The following is a 17534-nucleotide window of genomic DNA, read 5'->3' as shown; positions in this document are numbered from 1 at the left end:
CCCCTTTCCGGGTCAAAACCCAAATCAGCGTTTGATGTTGGTGGTTTCCTGCAGCATCTCATCAACCGTCTGAATCACCGTGGCAGCCGAGGAATAGGCGCGTTGGGTCTGGATCAGCGAAGTCAGCTCGGTCGCGATGTCTGTGGTCGATTCCTCGCGCGCGAAAGACACAAGTTCACCTGTTGGACCTTCCCCTGCGTTCCAGAGAAAATATGTGCCGCTTTCCCGTGATGGCGCATAAGTCTGGCTGTCCAGCGCGGTCAGGCCATTGGGGTTGGGCACATCCGCCAGCGGGATCTGGAACATGCGGCGGCTGACACCGGTGTCATAGAACGCATATACATAGCCATTTTCATCGACCTGAACGCTGGTCATCGTGCCCACGGCCGACCCGTCGCGTGTGATCGAAACGGGCGCAAAGGTATCGGACAGTTGCGTGATGCCGTCCGCATCGCCGATCTGGCCGATATTGATCTCCATCGGGCCACCCGCGACGTTGACCACAAGGCTGCCGGTTGCCGGGTCATAAGCCCCGCCCGATACGGTGGCGACGCTGGCCAGTGTGCCGCCAGCGGTGCGGCTGTCGGTGAACGTCAGCGTGTATTCCCCGATCACCGCCCCGCCCGAGGCTGAGTCGCGCAGCACCATGGTCCATTCATTGCTGCTGCCGGCCCCGGGGACGGTTGGCACAAGTTCGATATCCACGCTTTCGGATTTGCCCAGGTTGTCGAAATATTCAACCGACAGGGGTTGTGTGTCGCCCGGCGACCCGGCTTCGGTGGCCGTTGCGGGCAAGTTCATACGCAGATTCATCTGTGTGGTCGGCGCGCCGGACAGTTGATTGACGCTAAGCTGCACGGGCTCGAGCGCCGCCGGGGTGTCCCGCGGCACCGCGGGAATTGAACCGTCCGGGTTGGCGCGCCAGCCCAGCAGGACCAAGCCGGATTCGGTGACCAGATACCCTTCCTCATTGGTGCGGAAAGAACCGGTCGTGGTCAGTTGCATCTCATTCGAGCCACCCGCGATTTGCGAGCTTGGGCGCACCGGCAGCATGCCTCGGCCGCGTACTGCCAGATCGGTTGAATTGTTGGTCGTCACCAGTGACCCGCGCTGATCGATCAGACGCTGGCTGGTGGTTCTGACCCCACCCGCCGAGTAGCTGCCGCCCTGACCCGAGGTGACCATCGAATGAAAATCCGTCTCAACCCGCTTGTAGCCGAAGGTCGATGAGTTGGCGATGTTGTCTGAAATAGTAGCCAGCCGGTTGGCGTTGGCCTTCAAAGAAGCCACACCGGCATTCAGCGAGGAGGAAATCGTCATTGGCACGCCCTTCTGTTGCGTCAATCGTTGAGGCAACAGCTAACGCACTGCCCCTTAACAGCGCGCTAACAGTTAAAATGCGGCCTATCCTGTGCGTTCAGGTGTCGCGCAGAAAGATGATTTCGATCCGGTTATTGCGCACGGCCATCGGGTTTTCATCGCTCAATTCCCGGTCGGCATGACCGGTCACGCGATCCAGCCGAGAACCCGCAAAACCCTTATCCTCAAGCAGTTGGCGTACCACCTGCGCGCGCGAGGTCGATACATCCCAGGACGGGTCCTGCGCCAGAACCACGGGCGAGGCGCTGACGTGACCCTCGACTGAGACAGCATTTGTCACCAGATCCGAAGATCGCGTCACCAGCAGGGCCAGCGCCCGCATCATCGGGGTCGGTTCATCCGTTCCCGATTCGAACAGCGGCTGATCTTCGGTATCAAACAGCTCGACCACCAGACCTTCGTCAGTGACGCGCGTAACGATGTGCTTGAGGACCTTGTCCGACACCATGCTTTCCCCGGTATGCCCCAGAAGTTGCGCTTCGAGCGTCGAGAAGTCCTCGGACATTTCCTTGCCGCCATCGGGATTCACGCCGATCGACCCCCGCGCTTGCCGCGCAATCGTCGGGTGCCGCTTGGTGGCGCCCGAGCCATCCATCACCATGGTCACTTCGGAAAACATGTTGTTCCCGCCAAAAGCCCCATCGCCCCCGCCCGAAACCGGGTTTACCGGAATTGTTGGCGAGAAATAATCCGCCAGCCCTTTGCGTTGTTTCTCAGTCGTTGCATTCAGCAGCCACATCAACATGAAGAACGCCATCATGGCCGTGACAAAGTCGGCATATGCAACTTTCCAAGCGCCACCGTGGTGACCATCGCCACCTGACACACGTTTCTTCTTGATGATGATTGGCGCCGCATTGGATTGCGCACCCATCTCCACCACCTTTTTTATCACCCAACTACAGGGGTAGCCGGGCAGGTCTTAAGGTGGGCTTAACACTTAAAACTGTCCGGATTTCGCTAGCGCGGCAGGTTGGCGCTGGCCCGCCGCAGGATCAGTTGCAGACGGTTAAAGCTGTTTTTGATTCCATCTGGCTCGGGTTTGCCAAAGAACGCGTCCAGTTCCTCATGCACGCGCACGGCCTGATCCAGCAGCGGGTCTGCGCCTTCGGCATAAAGCCCGGCCTTGATCATGACTTCGGATTGTTCATAGCTGCCGACCAGTTTGCGGGTTTCCGAGATCAATTGGTTTTCCTCTGCGGTCGCCGCCCCCGGCAGGCTGCGCGATACCGAACGGCTGAGGTCAATCGCCGGAAACCGCCCGCGCTCGGCAATGTCGCGGCGCAGCACGATATGCCCGTCCAGAACCCCGCGCAGGATGTCGGCCACTGGTTCATCCATATCCGATCCCGCGACCAGAACACTGAACACGGCGGTGATATCACCTTGGTCCGCCGCTCCGGGACCCGCGCGTTCACACAACCCGGCAATCAGCGGCGTGACCGAAGGTGGGAAGCCCCGCAACGAAGGCGCTTCGCCCATGGCAACGGCGATTTCGCGGTGCGCCTCGGCAAATCGCGTCACCGAATCGGCCAGAAACAATACGTTCAGCCCCTGATCGCGCAGATACTCGGCCACCGACATTGCCGACCAGGCGCAACGCCTGCGGGCAAGTGCCGATTGATCGGACGTGGCCGCGACAACGACCGAGCGTTTCATCCCCTCTGCCCCCAACGCATGTTCGACAAACTCGTTTACCTCCCGCCCGCGTTCGCCCACCAGTGCCACGACAACGGCATCCGCCTGCATCGATTTCGCGAGCGTTGCCAGCAAGGTGGATTTTCCGACGCCCGATCCGGCGAACAGACCGATGCGCTGACCCTGGACCACGGGCAGCATCGTGTTGAGCATCGCTAAACCGGTCTCCATCCGTACGCCCAGCGGTTTACGTGCCACAGCGGGCGGCGGAGCGCGCATGATGTCCTGCGCATGTGCGCCCGAAAGCAGAGGTTTCCCGTCCAGCGGTTTGCCAAAGGGATCGACCAGGCGCCCCAGCCAGTGCGTGCCGGGTGCGAAAGCGGGTGTCTGGTCCAGAATCACCCGGTCACCCAGGCACACCCCATCCGGCGCGGCGGTTGGCATCATGTGAATACCGTCGGCCTCGACATGCAGCACTTCGCCCGGCAGATTCGGGCCGTTACGACGCCGCAATGTCAGGTGGTCACCGATTCGCGCCTGCCCTTCAAGCCCTTGTATTTCAATGACTCCGCGTGCCACGCCGGAAACGCGGCCCATATGGCGCACAGCAGACAGACGGTCGAATTCACACTTCAGAAGCATCGGGTCGAGATCGGACATCGTGGGTTCTCCAACGGGTTTCTGCAAACGCTTTCTAAAGGAATCGGGGTTAAGCCTTGATTGAAATTGATCGAGGGAGAAGCCCCGATGTTCTATGACCTGAACGTCTTTAAGGCAGCGTACGCAATGGCAACCCATGCCGGGCAACGGCAGGCAGTGATTGCGCGCAACATGGCCAATGCAGATACGCCCGGCTATCAGCCCCGCGATATCGAAGGTTTTCAGAAAGCATTCGAAAAATCAGACCGTCAGGTTTCGATGTCCGCCACCCGCGCGGGTCATCTGAACGGCGCCACCGCCCCACAGCCCTGGGCCGAGTTTGAGGTTGCGCCCTCGGGCGATCCAAACGGCAATGGAGTGTCTGTCGAGGAAGAGATGTTCAAAGCGGTCGAGGTCAAGCGCCAGCATGACCACGCGCTGACCATCTACAAATCCTCGATGAACATCCTGCGCAGCAGCCTTGGCCGGTCATAAGGAGTGTAAGACATGAGCGATTTTTCCCATTCCCTAGCCGCCTCAACCAATGCTCTGCGTGCGCAATCAGCCCGCCTGCGGCATGTGTCCGAGAATATCTCGAACGCCGATACGCCAGGTTATCGCCGCAAAACTGTGCCGTTTGAGACGGTGCAAAAAAACGGACAAGAGGTGGTGCAGGCCGGGCGCGTCAAACTGGATCGCCGCGAGGGTTCGCGCATTTATGACCCCGGTCACCCGATGGCGGATGAAACCGGCCATTACCGTGGCTCGAATGTCGATCTGATGATCGAAATCGCAGACGCACGTGAGGCGCAGCGCAGCTATGAGGCCAATCTCAAGATGTTCGACCAGTCACGCCAGATGTCGTCGAGCTTGATGGAACTTCTCAGAAAATAAAGGACACCAGAATGGATATCCGATCCCTGACCGCGGCACAAAACTACGCTGTCGCTCGCCCGGCCACGCAGGCCGATCCTGATCACGCCGGATTGGCGCAAGGGCTGCGCAGAACGTTTCAGGACTTTACAGCGACGCTGAAGCATTCCGAGCAAATGTCGCAGGCCGCCATGACCGGCCAGGCCGATCCCCACGCTCTGGTACAGGCACTGGCACAGACCGAGCTGGCCGTGGAAACGGCGGTCATTGTCCGCAACAAAGTGGTCGAGGCGTATCAGGAAATCCTGCGGATGCCGGTCTGATCGGATGCTCAGCGAAGGTCTCTTCTATGACATTGTGCGCCAGGCGCTGTGGGTTGCGGTCATTACCTCGGTTCCTATCCTGGCGGTGGCGCTGGTGTCGGGCCTGATCGTGGGTCTGTTTCAGGCGCTGACCTCGGTACAGGAAATGACACTGACCTTCGTGCCCAAGCTGATCGCCATCGTCATCGTGTTCTGGATCTCGATGGGGTTCATGACCCAGACGCTGGTGACGTTTTTCACCACAACCCTCATCCCATTGATCGCCGGAGGCCGCTGATGGATACCGCCTATACCACTTTGTCCCGCCAGACGGGCCTGATGAATGAAATGCGGCTGGTGGCGAATAATATCGCCAATGCCAACACCACCGGATATCGCGCGCAGGGTCTGGTGTTTTCTGAGTTTGTCCGCGATTTGCCGGGCAACCCGTCCCTGTCCATGGCACGGGCCGAGGCGCGCAACACCTCATTGCAGCAGGGCCTGCTTACGGAAACCGGCGGCCAGTTTGATTTTGCCATCGAAGGTGATGGGTTTTTCATGGTCGAAACGCCATCCGGCAACAGGCTGACCCGGGCCGGGGCGTTCTCACCCAGTGCCGAGGGTGATTTGGTCACGATGGACGGCCACCGGGTGCTGGACAGCAACGGCGCACCTGTTTTCATCCCGCCGGATGCTGCGTCGATTGACGTTGGCAGCGATGGCACACTGAGTATCGAGGGGCAATTGCTGGGGCAGATCGGCGTCTATCGTGTGGCCGATCCCGAAACGCTGGTGCGTGAAGGCAGCACGCAGTTCCGCGCCGAGGGCGAAATTGACCCGGTCGAAAACCCAGTGGTGCTGCAGCGTTTTCTCGAAGGGTCCAACGTCAATGCGGTCGAGCAGGTGACCCGGCTAGTGGAAATCCAGCGCGCCTATGAGCTGGGCCAAAGCTTTCTGAAAACTGAAGACGAACGTCTGCGCGGCGCGCTCAAGGCGCTGATGCGTTGATTTGTGAAAAGGAGATTTTGACATGCGAGCATTGAAAATTGCGGCTACGGGCATGACCGCGCAGCAGATGCGGGTCGAGACGATCTCGAACAACCTGGCGAACACGAACACCACCGGCTACAACGCCCGCCGGGCTGAGTTCGCGGATTTGCACTATCAACAAATGGCGCGGGCCGGGGCGGTGAACGCCAATGACGGCACCGTTCTGCCCACCGGTATTCAACTGGGTCTGGGTGTGCGTCCGGCGGCTGTCACGGTGCAACTGGCGCAAGGCGGATTGTCGGCCACCGGGAGCGATCTGGACGTGGCCATCGAAGGGCGTGGTTATCTTGAAGTAACGCTGGCCAATGGTCAGTCGGGCTATACCCGCGATGGCAGCCTGAAACGATCCGCCGAGGGGTTGATCGTCACATCAGACGGGTTTGCCGTCGCGCCCGAGATCACTATTCCTGACGATGCCCGGTCGATCTCGATCAACGCTGCGGGCGAAGTTTATGCCTATTTCGACGACACGGCAGACGGGCAGCTGTTGGGTGAGCTGACGCTGGCCAGTTTCTCGAACGCCAAGGGGCTTGAGGCGATTGGCAGCAATCTTTTCAAGGAAACCGAAGCCTCAGGCGCACCCGTGGTCGGCACACCGGGTGAGGATGGTCTGGGCACGCTGCGGCAAGGGTATCTTGAAGACAGCTCGGTCGATGCGGTGCGCGAAGTGACCGAACTGATCGAGGCGCAGCGGGGATATGAGATGAATGCCAAGGTCATTTCCGCCGTCGACCAGATGATGGGCGCAACCACACAGGTGCGGTGATGCGGTTTCTGGTTTTGATGTTGGCCCTTTTGGTGCCGGCCTCGGTACAGGCTGAAATCGTAGTGCCGACACGCACTATTCGCGCCAAGGAAATCATCTCGGCGACTGATCTGGAGCTTAAGGCCCAGCAGGTGCCCGGCGCGATAACCACGCCTGAGTTTCTGATCGGGCAAGAGGCCCGCGTCGCGCTGTATCCCGGACGCCCGATCCGTGAAGGCGATGTGGGTCCACCGGCCCTGGTGGATCGCAACGATCTGGTTGTCCTGATCTTTGACCGCACATCGCTGTCGATCACCGCAGAAGGCCGCGCGCTGGGTCGTGGGGCCGCCGGTGATCGTATCCGGGTCATGAACCTGTCCTCCCGTACCACTGTGACGGGCCTTATCCGGCCCGACGGCCAAATCGAGGTAAAATGATGTCGCAACTTTCGAAATCTCTGTTGTTTGCCGTTCTGGCGGTGTCAGCCTGCGGGCGCTTGGATCATCTGGGCAAACCGCCAAGCTTCACTCCGAACGAGGACTCCCCCGAACATGTCGCGATGTTGTGGCCGGGCCTGCCTTTACACACCCAGCCGCAGCGCAATGTCGACAAATCCTCACTTTGGAGCGGTGGGCAACAATCGCTATTGGGCGATCAGCGGGCGATCAAAAAGGGGGATATCCTGACGGTCGTGATTGAGCTGGACGAAAAAGCCGAGTTTTCGAACGACACGGAACGCTCGCGGTCTGCTTCGGAAAGCCTTGGCATCGTCGGCTTGTTTGGCCTGCCACAGCGCGCGGCGGATCATCTGCCGGAAGGGGCATCGCTGGCGGACGCGGTCGAGATCGATTCCGCCTCAGAAAGCACGGGTGAAGGATCGGTTAAGCGCAAGGAAAAGCTGACGCTGCGTGTGGCCGCGACCGTGATCGACGTGCTGCCAAACGGGGTGCTGTCGATTTCGGGCTCGCAGGAACTGCGCGTCAATTTCGAACTGCGCGAGCTTTTGGTGACGGGCTACGTGCGACCACAGGATATCTCGCGCAAAAACGAGATCACCTATGACAAGATCGCCTCGGCCCGCGTGTCTTATGGCGGGCGCGGACAGATCACTGACGTGCAGCAGCCGCGTTATGGCCAGCAGATCCTGGATGCTGTGCTGCCGTATTAAGGAGCGGATGTGATGAAGAAACTTCTACCCGTCGTATTCTTGCTGATCGGTCTGGGGGCCGGTATCGGTGCCGGAGTTGTGTTTGCGCCCTCCGGTGAACCGAAAGAGGCCGCAAAACAGGAAAAACCCAAGGCCAAGGCGGAAAAACCCAAAGAGACATCCGCCAAGAAAAAGGACAATGCTGGGAAAAAGGACACGCAAAGCGACTATGAATACCTCAAACTGACCAAGCAGTTTGTGGTGCCCGTCGTCGATGCGGACCGGATCGCGGCGTTGGTCACCATGTCGCTGAGCCTTGAAATCACTCCTGGCATGACCGAAGCTTTCTACGCGCTTGAACCCAAGCTGCGCGACGGGTTTTTGCAGGTCATGTTTGATCACGCCAATACCGGTGGTTTTGACGGCGCATTCACTGAATCGGACAATATGAGCGTTCTGCGCAAAGCGTTGCTGGAGACAGCGCGCAAGGATTTGGGCGATGATGTGTTTCAGGTCTTGATCATGAGCGTCAACCGTCAGGACGTTTGATTCTGACGGGGTTATACGCTGTTTAGTAGGGTGACGATTTCCGGTGCTGGGCGCGTTTGTGCGCCTTTTTCTCGGCGTCTGACAGGTTGGTGACGGCTTGTTTGCGGCCAAAGGCCGTGCGCAGCGCGTCCATCGCCGACAGTTTTTGCGCCCGAATCCGCGCCAGTTTCATATTCAGCTGGCGGCGCGTGGCCGACTCCCAACCGTTCCACAACACATCGGTGCCGGTGACCCGGTACCCCTCGGCCGCGGCGCTGTGTTGGCGAGATTGCCGGACCTGCGCGTCCAGCCGCGCCAATTGCTGTTGCACGCGTGCTTCAGCCTCTAGCAGGGGGCGTAGGGCGTTGTATTCTTTTTGAAACACGGCCTCTGTAACGTTTTTCAGGTCTGATAGGGCGGCTTGTTTCATCTGATCTGTCCTTTGGCCTTTTTGCGCATCGCCTCTGCAAATCGGATGGCAGCAGCGACGGGGCGATAATGTTCTTCCGCGATTTCCTGTCCGATCTCGACGGCGGCATGCAGGGCGCGGGCCGTAGGCGGGTCGGAATGAATTGGAACACCAGCCTCCGCTGCCCGGCCCCGGATTGCTGCGGCCACCTCGCCCACGCCTTTGGCCACACAAACCGGCGCTGAACCCGCCGTCCGGGCCCATTTCAAGGCCACCGCGTAATGGATCGGGTTGACGATCACCACATCCGCCGAGGGTACGTCGGACATCATCTGGTTCGTGGCGATGTCCTGCGCGCGCTGGCGGCGTTGTTGTTTGACATGCGGGTCGCCTTCGGCATCCTTGGTTTCGTCCTGAATTTCCTTGCGCGACATCCGATTCTTGCGAATATGCTCGGCATGTTGCCAAAGATAGTCGATCACCCCGATGGCAAGCGCCACGGTGATGACGATGAACAGAAAGCGAAACAGAAAATTCATCATCAGCATGACCGATGACCGCGCCGGAGCGGCGCTGGCGGACAGAATCTCGTTTAGGTTGGAGCGCAGAAACAGCGCCAGACAGGTGCCGTAGATCACCAGTTTCACAAAGCTCTTGGCGAATTCGAACAGGCCGCCGCGCCCGAATTTGTTCTTCGCATTCGAGATGATCGAGATGCGGGACAGTTTGGGTTTCAGCTTGCTGGGCGCAAAGATCAGCGCACGCTGTGCGATCAGGCTGAGCAGAACAGCGGCGGCGGGCACAGCAAACAGAACCGTGACGGACAACAGCGCCGTTTTGACCATCCCACCGACCGGGCTTGCGGCGGGCCCGTCGGCCAGCAAGGGAGCGATTGTGTCGGCCTGATCAATCAGCACGACAAACAGGCTTCCCATATGTTGCACGCCGAATTGCCCGGCCGCGAACAGGGCAATGAGGAACCCGGCATAAGCGGCAACCACGGACAGGTCGTTGGACTTGGCAACCTCACCCTTTTCGCGCGCTTTCTGGAGCTTCTGCGGCGTCGGCTCGTAGGACTTGTCGCTGTCGTCTTCGGACCCGCTCATCTCGGGTCCTCAAGCGGGTTAAGCATGAAGGCAAAAAAGGCATCAGACCAGACAGACAAGATCAGGGGCGTGCCCGCGAACAACAGGAACAGGCCTGCAAAAGTAATGGCCGGAGCGCCAACAAACGCCACCATCAGCTGCGGCATCGCGCGGTTGATGACGCCAAGCGCAAGGTTATAGATCAGCGAGGCGATCACGAAGGGTATAGCCAGCGCAAACGCCAACCCAAAACTGCGCGCAATTTGCTGCACCCCCCATTGCGACAGGTCCGGGGCTAGTATTGGGGTGCCCATTGGAAACAACGTATAGCTGTGGATCAGAAACTGAGCGACGCGGATGTGCAGGCCGAGCAAAACCGCCAGTGTCAGGCCAGCCAGTGTCAGAAGATATCCCATCGCGGGCACGGGATCTGCAGCAGCTGGACCCAGAATCTGCGACAGCGATGTTGCCTGCGCCGCAATCGATCCTGCCGTTTGCAGGGCCAGCACGAACAGTCGCAGTGACATACCCAAGGCCATCCCGATCAGCACTTCGGTCAGAACCAATCCTGCCATTGGCAACAGGCCGGGTGGGGCAACAGGCGCGGCAATCGCTGGTGTCACAATAAGGGTAAAGGTAGCCGCGATGCCGAATTTGACGCGGGTCGGAATGCTGCGCTCGCCAAAGGCGGGCAGCAGCGACACCATGGCCGAGGCACGCAGGAGGACGGCAAAGAGGTGCCACAAACCCTCACCTAGCTGGGGCAAAAGCTCGGGCGGTAGCGCGATCACGCGGGCACCGTTCCAACCAGCGAAGGCCGCGCCTCGAGCCCGATTTCTTCGAACGACAGCACCGGGTTGGCTATGCCGCGCGCGTGCATGATGGTGCGCAGCAAACGGCGACGGCGGGTCGAGGTGACCAACGCCGGAAACAGCCCGTGATCGGCGGATTGCGCGACACTGTCGACCACGCCATCGGCCAGCTTGTTGAACAGGTTCGGCGGCAGCGCCACGTCGAGACCCGCTGCAGGCGCGTCGATCTGGTAGGTGGTGAAGGTATCCTCCCACTCCGGGGCCAGTTGGATCAGCGGGATCGATCCGTCTTCGCGTTTCATCTCGGCCACCAGTTGGAAACCCAATCGCTGCCGGACCAGTTCGCAGATGCCTTCGGGTTGGGTGGTGGTCAGCCGCGCCTCGGCCACGCTTTCCAGAATCAGCGCCATGTTGCGGATCGAGACCCGTTCGTCCAGCAGCAGACGCAGCACCGCATGTAGCGTGTCGATCGGTACCTTGTCGGGGATCAACTCGTCCAGAAGCTTGCGGTTAGCCTCGGCCCGAACCGGATCGCTGAGCCGTGTCATCTCGGATAAAAGGCGGCGCACGGATTTCAGCGTCAGCAGGCGTGAGAAGTTCTGTTTGATGATCTCAAGCAGATGAGTGGCCAGAATCTCGGGCGGGGAAACGATGGTGGCCCCACTAAGCGCGGCGGCCTCTTGATCCTTGGGCAGAATCCAGCGGGCGGGGGCGCCATAGACGGGCTCGGTCACGTCATTACCCTCGGGCAGCATGTCGCGGTCATCCTGTACCAGCGCCAGAACCAGATCGGGGTTCAACACGCCGCGCGCCTGTTCGACGCCCTGGACCTTGACCACATAGGAGCCCATGGGCAGATCGGCGCGGTCGGTCAGGCGGATATCAGGCAGGATCAGGCCAAAGCTTGAGGCCACATAGGTCCGCATATTGGCGATGCGCGCGTCCAGCCCGGTGCCGGGGTTGAGGACCATGCTGACCAGATCGGGGGCAAACTCCAGATGCACATCGTCCAGGTCCAAAACATCGCCAATGGCTTGCGAGACCGGTGTGTCTTCCTGCGGTGTTGGGGCCAGCGCCTCTTCCGCTTCGGTCTTTTGCTTGCGATGGACGTTAAAGGCCGCATAGCCCAGAACACCCGCCCCCAGGATGAATGGCAAAAAGGGCAGGCCGGGCACCAGCGCAAACAGCACCATCAACATGGCAACTGTTGCCAGGGCCGCCGGATGTCGGCCCAGCTGCGAGAAGATTGCGTTGTCGGTCGCCCCCTGCGTACCGCCGCGGGCCAGCAGCAGGGCTGACGCGATCGATATGATCACCGCCGGGATTTGCGACACCAGCCCGTCACCGACGGTCAGGATGGCGTAGGTCTCGAACGCGGATGAGATTGGCATCCCATGGACGATCACACCCATGATCAATCCCATCACCAGGTTGAGCAACGTGATCAGCAGCCCGGCTATCGCATCGCCTTTGACAAATTTCGACGCCCCATCGAGAGAGCCGAAAAACGTCGTCTCTTGCTGCTCACGCTCGCGGCGTTCTTTAGCCTGTTGGTGGTCGATGGCCCCGGCGGACATGTCGCTGTCGATGGCGAGCTGTTTTCCCGGCATGCCGTCCAGGGCGAACCGCGCTCCGACCTCGGCCATGCGGGCGGCGCCCTTGGTGATGACCATGAAATTCACGATCACCAGCACCCCGAACACCACCAGCCCCAAAAAAATACTGCCGCCCATGACGAAATCGGCAAAACCTTCGATCACGTCCCCAGCGGCATTGGGTCCCGTGTGCCCCTCTCCGATGATAAGCTTGGTTGAGGATACGTTTAGCGATAGCCGCAGCATCAGCGAGGCCAAAAGGATTGTCGGGAAAGACGAGAAGTCCAGCGGCCGTTCGATAAACAGCGTCAGCGTAAAGATCAGGATCGCCAGCGCGAACGAGGCAGCCAGCCCCACATCCAGCACCCAGGCGGGCATCGGCAGGATCATCATCACGATGACCGTCATCAGCGCCAGCGCCAGCAGCACGGTCGGAGAAAACAGGGAACGGGCGTCGATCTTGGGCACGCATGCCTCCTAGTTGAACGAGATAAAGGCGGTGGCAGTGCCCGAAGGCGGAACCAGCGACCCCAGCGCGCCGCCACCCGGTTGTGGCAGATTGACCGGGATCAGAGGGGTTGCGGCGGTGGTTAACGGGTCGCGCGCGGCCCGTTCCGGGGCAGTGGGCAAGGATTGATCCAGTTGTGCCAGTACGGTCTGAAACCGGCCCGAGTAAGCATTGGCCAGCGATGGTGTGCGGGAATGATAGGCCCCAACGGCTGCGGGCCACGATCCAAGCTCGGCATACAGTTCATTCAGAAACCGGGCGGCGTAGGTGGCGTTTTCATCCGGGTCGAACATGGCGTCGATGGACCGGAATGCCTTGCCGTGCCAACGGTAATTGATCTGAAAACAGCCGATGTCAAAGCTGCGCTTGCCTGCTTTGAAAATGTCGAAAACGTAAGATTTCGCCTCAAACTCGGACGTGAACCAGTATCCTTGCCCTTCGACATTGATGGTCCAGGGCCAGGGTTCCAACTGCCCGCCGCGCAACCGCCCGGTTTCCACCCGCGCAATCGCGCGTAAGACATCCAGTGGTACACCCTGGGATTGGGCAGCGCGGCGCGCGGCTGCATCGCAAATGCCCGCCCCGCCGGCATCGGGCATGGCAAAGACCTGTTGCGCCGCACTCAACGCAAGCAAACTCAGGCCAAAGATCAAACGATGGGGCATTCTGCCGGTCCGGGATTCTGATCAGTCCCGGCCAAGCTAGTCCTGCTAGGGTTTACAGAGGGTTATCAGCCGTTCAGATTCGATCAATCCGGCGGCCGAAGACAACGCTGGTATTGGTGCGCAGCACGCCGGGGATCTTGGCCAGATCATCAACCAGAATATCCAGATCTTCGATCCGCGGGGCCTCGGCCGATAGCAGCAGGTCGAACTCGCCATTTATCGACAGGCAGAGCTTGACCTCGGGGTAAGCCTCAAGCCGATTGATGATACGCTTGGTTTCCTTTTGCTGCACTTCCAGCAGCACGACCACCTGTACGCGCGGGGCGTCTTCGGGGCTGTTCAGAACCACCGAATAGCCTGCGATCACGCCACGCTCTTCCATGCGGCTGATGCGTTCATGAACGGTGGTTCGGGCCACGCCCAGCTTCGCGGCAATCTTGGTGGTCGATTCGCGAGCGTTGTGCTGCAGGGCGGCGATGATGCGACGGTCTAGCTGATCCATGATGCACCAAGGTGTAATGCACCGGGGCAGGGGGGCTCAAGACATGTCAGCACGTTCTTTTGAAACGGCTTTCCGGTCCGAACGCGGCCAGATCACAAGGGCCACCATAACCCCGGGGGCCGCGATCAGGGTCATCCAACCCAACGTTGCTGCCGTGCTGGTTGTGGTCATGATCCAGCCGGTCAGTGGATATAGCACCAGCCAGCAGGCGTGCGACAGGGTGAACTGGGCGGCAAACACGGCTGGTCGGTCTTCGGATCGGGTCGAGCGGGTCAGCAACCGGCCCGAAGGCGTCAGCGTGGCGGAATAGCCAAACCCGATGCAGGCCCAGAGTATTGCGAGACCGATCAGAGAGATCGGCATGCCCGCGAACAGGATGGCAGAGAGACCAATTGCCAGGATTCCGAAAATGGCCCCGCTCAGCATAACGGTGCGGTCCATGAACCGATCTAACAGTTTGGGCAGGGCAAATGCGGCCAGCATCGAACCGCCGCCGAACCCGGCCAACGCTATGGCCACAGCGCTTTCCGACAGGCCCAAATCGGACCGTACAATTACAACCGTATTGACGATAATCATCGCGCTGAGGGTCGCTGCTGTCCAAGTCAGGGCAAGTAATCCGCGCAGTCTGGGTGTATGCAGGTACAGACGAATGCCGCGTGTCGTACGGTCATAAATTCCACGGCGTCTTGTCGGTTTGGGTGAGGGCAGGGCAACCGACACCACCAACAGTGCCGAGGCGATGAACCCCAGGCCCGTACCCCAGAACAGGCTGTCGAAACTGACGAACAGCAAAAGCGCTGCGGCCAGAGCAGGACTGAGCAGGCCTTCAAGATCATAGGCAAGCCGCGACAGGGAGAGCGCCTTGGTATAGTCCTGCTCATCGGTCAGCACGTCAGGGATGGTGGCCTGAAACGCCGGGGTGAACCCGGCTGAGGCGGATTGCAGGGCAAAGATCAGCACATAAATCTGCCAGATCTCGGTCACGAAAGGCAGGCAGACGGCGACCGCTGCACGCACCAGATCCAACGTCACTAGCATCCGGCGGCGGTCGAGCCGCTCTGCGAAGGCTGCTGCAAGTGGGGCGACGACCACATAAGCCACCATCTTGATCGTCAGCGCGGTGCCCAACACCAGACTGGCCGCGCCACCTGCCAGATCATAAGCCAGTAGCCCCAACGCAATTGTCGCCAAACCGGTGCCCGTCAACGCAACGACCTGAGCGCCCAGCAAATGGCGATAGGTTCGGTTTCGCAGGACACTCAGCATCGGCGGTTCGGACCTTTTTTCAATTGGCGTCGCGTCAGGGCCTGCTTAATGCCAGACGCACGGCGGCCTTATCCATTTTCGTGTCAAAGCAGGTGGGGTCAAGAAATCCGCGCATGTTTGTCGCATTCTATTGATGGCGTTGAGTTTACGGGCCAAACCTCCTATCTCGGGGGCGATATCGCATAAAGGAAGACCCCGTGGCGAACCATCTTTATAAAAACGACCTGCCGGACGGGTTGGACCTAGGCCCTGTGGTGGCCATTGATTGCGAAACCATGGGGCTGAACCCGCATCGCGACCGCCTGTGCGTGATCCAGATGTCGGGCGGCGACGGCAACAGCCATATCGTGCAGGTTGAAAAGGGCCAGACGCAGGCACCAAACCTGTGCGCCATGTTGGAAAACCCCCACGTGTTAAAGCTATTCCATTTTGGACGGTTTGACATTGCCGCGATGTACCACACCTTTGGCGCACTGGCCGCGCCGGTCTATTGCACCAAGATCGCCAGCCGTCTGGTGCGCACCTATACCGACCGTCATGGCCTGAAGAACCTGTGTCAGGAGCTGATTGGTGTCGATATTTCGAAGCAGCAGCAGATGAGCGACTGGGGGGCCGAAACCCTGACCGACGCTCAGCTGGAATATGCGGCCTCGGACGTTCTGTACTTGCATCAGCTACGCGATGCGCTGGACGGGCGTTTGGCCCGCGAAGGCCGTGCTGAGATGGCGCAGGCGTGTTTTGACTTCTTGCCGACGCGTGCGAAACTTGACCTCGCAGGCTGGCCCGAAACGGATATCTTTGCACACTCATGACTGATAACGAGTCCTTTCTGAGAACCGCCAAACAGGTCGTCACCGACGAGGCCCGCGCGCTGGACGTGCTGGCCGACAGTCTGGACGAGCACTTTGCCGAAGCCGTGCAGATGATCCTGCAGGCCCCGGGTCGCATCATCATCAGCGGCATCGGCAAATCCGGCCATATTGGCCACAAGATCGCCGCGACGCTGGCCAGCACCGGCACACCGGCCTATTTCGTGCATCCGGCCGAGGCCAGCCATGGGGATCTGGGCATGGTCTCCAAAGGTGATGTGGTTGTGGCGATTTCCAATTCGGGCGAGGCACCGGAACTGGTAAACCTGCTGGCCTTTACCCGCCGCTTTGGCATTCCGCTGATCGGCCTGTCCAGCAAGCCGGAAAGCACGTTGATGAAGCAGGCCGATGTGCATCTGCTGATCCCGTCGCTGGGTGAGGCCTGCGGGTTCGGCATGGTGCCCTCGATCTCGACCACGCTGACATTGGCGATGGGCGATGCGTTAGCCATTGCGCTGATGAAATACCGCGACTTCCAGCCCGAGGATTTCCGCGCCTTCCACCCCGGCGGCAAACTGGGGGCGCAGCTGTCCACTGTGCGCGATCTGATGCATGCCGACCTGCCCGTGGTGCCTGTTGGCACCCCGATGAGCGAAGCCTTGCTGGTCATGAGCCAGAAAAGCTTTGGTGTCGTCGGCGTGACCGACGAGGCGGGCCGCCTGATGGGCATCGTCACGGATGGTGACTTGCGCCGGAACATGGACGGGTTGCTGAACAGAACTACCGAAGAAGTGATGACCCGCAACCCGATGACCATTGCACCAAACGCTATGGCGGAAGAGGCGGTTGCGATCATGAACGATCGCAAGATCACCTCGCTGTTTGTAGTTGATCCCGAAGGACAGGGGCAGGCCGAGGGGCTGCTGCACATCCACGACTGCTTGCGCGTCGGTCTGGGCTAGGTAGGGGCTGAGCGGTGGACGGACATTCACGCATGGTTCAGTTTTTTAAGGTGGTGCTGCCGTTGGTGGCCATCTTGATGCTGTCCACTGTGTTCTTGCTGTCGCGCAGCATCGAAACCAATGTGTCCGTGCCCTTTTCCCAACAGGATATCGACGAACGGTTGGCCGATCAGGTGGTGACGCAGCCAAACTACCGCGGCACCACGCGCAAGGGCGAAGAGGTCCAGATCCAAGCAACCCGCGCCACGCAGGGCACCGAAGTTTCCACCCCGACAGCGGCCGAGTTCCGGGGCCGCCTGGGCCTTTCGGGCGGCGGCGTTATCACGTTGGATTCCAACTCTGGCATGATCCGCCCCGACAAAAACACCGCGACCTTTATTGGCGATGTGGTCATCACCTCGACCGATGGCACCGAGATCACAACCGATCTGCTGAACACCGCGCTGGATGAAATTCGCGGTGACGCGCCGGGTGAGGTGCACGGCACCGGGATTCTCGGCAACATTTCAGCAGGTGGCATGACCTTTGGAACGGAAAAAAAGGACGGACCGGTCCATATTATTTTTACAGACGGCGTGAAGCTGATATACGAGCCTGAAAAAGCAGAAAGATAACC

Annotated in this window: 22 protein-coding genes; 12 read left to right on the top strand and 10 right to left on the bottom strand. The window is 60.0% G+C overall.

Features of this window, described 5'->3' with window-relative positions; translation table 11 throughout:
- Positions 1 to 24: 24 nt before the first annotated feature.
- The 3 genes from GOX21_RS17580 to GOX21_RS17570 form a co-directional block, all read right to left on the bottom strand.
- Positions 25 to 1320 (bottom strand): flagellar hook protein FlgE, encoded by a 1296-nt coding sequence (locus GOX21_RS17580; RefSeq protein ID WP_170351880.1) that lies wholly within the window; start codon positions 1318 to 1320, stop codon positions 25 to 27.
- A 97-nt stretch (positions 1321 to 1417) separates the two neighbouring features.
- Complete coding sequence (locus GOX21_RS17575) at positions 1418 to 2254, bottom strand: flagellar motor protein MotB (protein ID WP_170351881.1); 837 nt, start codon at positions 2252 to 2254, stop codon at positions 1418 to 1420.
- A gap of 86 nt (positions 2255 to 2340) precedes the next feature.
- On the bottom strand, positions 2341 to 3660 hold the full coding sequence (locus GOX21_RS17570; protein WP_438826474.1) for a FliI/YscN family ATPase: 1320 nt from the start codon (positions 3658 to 3660) through the stop codon (positions 2341 to 2343).
- A gap of 105 nt (positions 3661 to 3765) precedes the next feature.
- On the opposite strand from GOX21_RS17570, the gene GOX21_RS17565 reads away from it, so the two are divergent.
- From GOX21_RS17565 to GOX21_RS17525, 9 genes are read left to right on the top strand one after another with little or no spacing between them, the layout of a single operon-like run.
- Entirely contained in the window at positions 3766 to 4152 is a 387-nt protein-coding gene (locus tag GOX21_RS17565; RefSeq protein ID WP_170379388.1) for a FlgB family protein, read from the top strand.
- A gap of 12 nt (positions 4153 to 4164) precedes the next feature.
- Positions 4165 to 4551 (top strand): flagellar basal body rod protein FlgC, encoded by a 387-nt coding sequence (flgC, locus tag GOX21_RS17560; RefSeq protein WP_170379299.1) that lies wholly within the window; start codon positions 4165 to 4167, stop codon positions 4549 to 4551.
- An 11-nt stretch (positions 4552 to 4562) separates the two neighbouring features.
- The gene (gene fliE, locus GOX21_RS17555) at positions 4563 to 4853 is read left to right on the top strand and encodes a flagellar hook-basal body complex protein FliE (RefSeq protein ID WP_170351884.1); all 291 of its coding nucleotides are present in this window, start codon (positions 4563 to 4565) and stop codon (positions 4851 to 4853) included.
- 4 nt (positions 4854 to 4857) lie between these two features.
- Positions 4858 to 5130, top strand: coding sequence for a flagellar biosynthetic protein FliQ (locus tag GOX21_RS17550; RefSeq protein WP_058282142.1), 273 nt, complete (start codon positions 4858 to 4860; stop codon positions 5128 to 5130).
- Positions 5130 to 5840 (top strand): flagellar hook-basal body complex protein, encoded by a 711-nt coding sequence (locus GOX21_RS17545; RefSeq protein WP_170379297.1) that lies wholly within the window; start codon positions 5130 to 5132, stop codon positions 5838 to 5840. Before GOX21_RS17550 ends, GOX21_RS17545 begins: the two co-directional genes overlap by 1 nt.
- A 22-nt stretch (positions 5841 to 5862) precedes the next feature.
- Entirely contained in the window at positions 5863 to 6648 is a 786-nt protein-coding gene (gene flgG / locus GOX21_RS17540) for a flagellar basal-body rod protein FlgG (protein WP_170379295.1), read from the top strand.
- Positions 6648 to 7064: a flagellar basal body P-ring formation chaperone FlgA gene (flgA, locus tag GOX21_RS17535; protein WP_170379293.1), complete on the top strand. Its 417-nt coding sequence runs from the start codon at positions 6648 to 6650 to the stop codon at positions 7062 to 7064. Before flgG ends, flgA begins: the two co-directional genes overlap by 1 nt.
- The gene (flgH, locus tag GOX21_RS17530) at positions 7064 to 7795 is read left to right on the top strand and encodes a flagellar basal body L-ring protein FlgH (RefSeq protein WP_413247495.1); all 732 of its coding nucleotides are present in this window, start codon (positions 7064 to 7066) and stop codon (positions 7793 to 7795) included. Before flgA ends, flgH begins: the two co-directional genes overlap by 1 nt.
- A gap of 12 nt (positions 7796 to 7807) precedes the next feature.
- Complete coding sequence (locus tag GOX21_RS17525; protein ID WP_170379289.1) at positions 7808 to 8323, top strand: flagellar basal body-associated protein FliL; 516 nt, start codon at positions 7808 to 7810, stop codon at positions 8321 to 8323.
- Between the two features lie 22 nt (positions 8324 to 8345).
- Here GOX21_RS17525 and GOX21_RS17520 read toward each other — a convergent pair whose 3' ends face one another.
- The 7 genes from GOX21_RS17520 to GOX21_RS17490 all read right to left on the bottom strand — a co-directional run bounded on the left by GOX21_RS17520 (position 8346) and on the right by GOX21_RS17490 (position 15147).
- Positions 8346 to 8732 (bottom strand): hypothetical protein, encoded by a 387-nt coding sequence (locus tag GOX21_RS17520; RefSeq protein WP_170379287.1) that lies wholly within the window; start codon positions 8730 to 8732, stop codon positions 8346 to 8348.
- The gene (flhB, locus tag GOX21_RS17515; RefSeq protein ID WP_170379285.1) at positions 8729 to 9817 is read right to left on the bottom strand and encodes a flagellar type III secretion system protein FlhB; all 1089 of its coding nucleotides are present in this window, start codon (positions 9815 to 9817) and stop codon (positions 8729 to 8731) included. The genes GOX21_RS17520 and flhB overlap by 4 nt, the downstream gene beginning before the upstream one ends.
- Positions 9814 to 10587, bottom strand: a complete 774-nt coding sequence (locus GOX21_RS17510; RefSeq protein WP_170379283.1) for a flagellar biosynthetic protein FliR — start codon at positions 10585 to 10587, stop codon at positions 9814 to 9816. Before GOX21_RS17510 ends, flhB begins: the two co-directional genes overlap by 4 nt.
- Entirely contained in the window at positions 10584 to 12611 is a 2028-nt protein-coding gene (gene flhA / locus GOX21_RS17505; RefSeq protein WP_174818946.1) for a flagellar biosynthesis protein FlhA, read from the bottom strand. Before flhA ends, GOX21_RS17510 begins: the two co-directional genes overlap by 4 nt.
- A gap of 69 nt (positions 12612 to 12680) precedes the next feature.
- Positions 12681 to 13376, bottom strand: coding sequence for a lytic transglycosylase domain-containing protein (locus GOX21_RS17500; RefSeq protein WP_254428604.1), 696 nt, complete (start codon positions 13374 to 13376; stop codon positions 12681 to 12683).
- Between the two features lie 73 nt (positions 13377 to 13449).
- Positions 13450 to 13878: an Lrp/AsnC family transcriptional regulator gene (locus GOX21_RS17495; protein WP_170379279.1), complete on the bottom strand. Its 429-nt coding sequence runs from the start codon at positions 13876 to 13878 to the stop codon at positions 13450 to 13452.
- 36 nt (positions 13879 to 13914) lie between these two features.
- Positions 13915 to 15147, bottom strand: a complete 1233-nt coding sequence (locus GOX21_RS17490; protein WP_170379277.1) for an MFS transporter — start codon at positions 15145 to 15147, stop codon at positions 13915 to 13917.
- Positions 15148 to 15344: 197 nt separating this feature from the next.
- Between GOX21_RS17490 and GOX21_RS17485 the strand changes: the two genes are divergently transcribed.
- Genes GOX21_RS17485 through lptC form a run of 3 tightly spaced genes read left to right on the top strand, consistent with a single transcriptional unit; the run spans position 15345 to position 17532 of the window.
- A complete protein-coding gene (locus tag GOX21_RS17485; protein ID WP_170351896.1) occupies positions 15345 to 15959 on the top strand; it encodes a ribonuclease D in 615 nt (204 codons plus the stop codon).
- Positions 15956 to 16918, top strand: a complete 963-nt coding sequence (locus tag GOX21_RS17480; protein ID WP_170379275.1) for a KpsF/GutQ family sugar-phosphate isomerase — start codon at positions 15956 to 15958, stop codon at positions 16916 to 16918. Before GOX21_RS17485 ends, GOX21_RS17480 begins: the two co-directional genes overlap by 4 nt.
- Positions 16919 to 16950: 32 nt before the next feature.
- Complete coding sequence (gene lptC, locus GOX21_RS17475; RefSeq protein WP_174818944.1) at positions 16951 to 17532, top strand: LPS export ABC transporter periplasmic protein LptC; 582 nt, start codon at positions 16951 to 16953, stop codon at positions 17530 to 17532.
- The last annotated feature ends 2 nt before the right edge of the window (positions 17533 to 17534 follow it).

It is taken from the genome of Ruegeria atlantica (assembly GCF_013032005.1).
Taxonomy (GTDB): Bacteria; Pseudomonadota; Alphaproteobacteria; order Rhodobacterales; family Rhodobacteraceae; genus Ruegeria; species Ruegeria atlantica_A.
The sequence above is the reverse complement of the archived record's forward strand: the minus strand, read 5'-3'. Positions and strand labels throughout refer to the sequence as shown.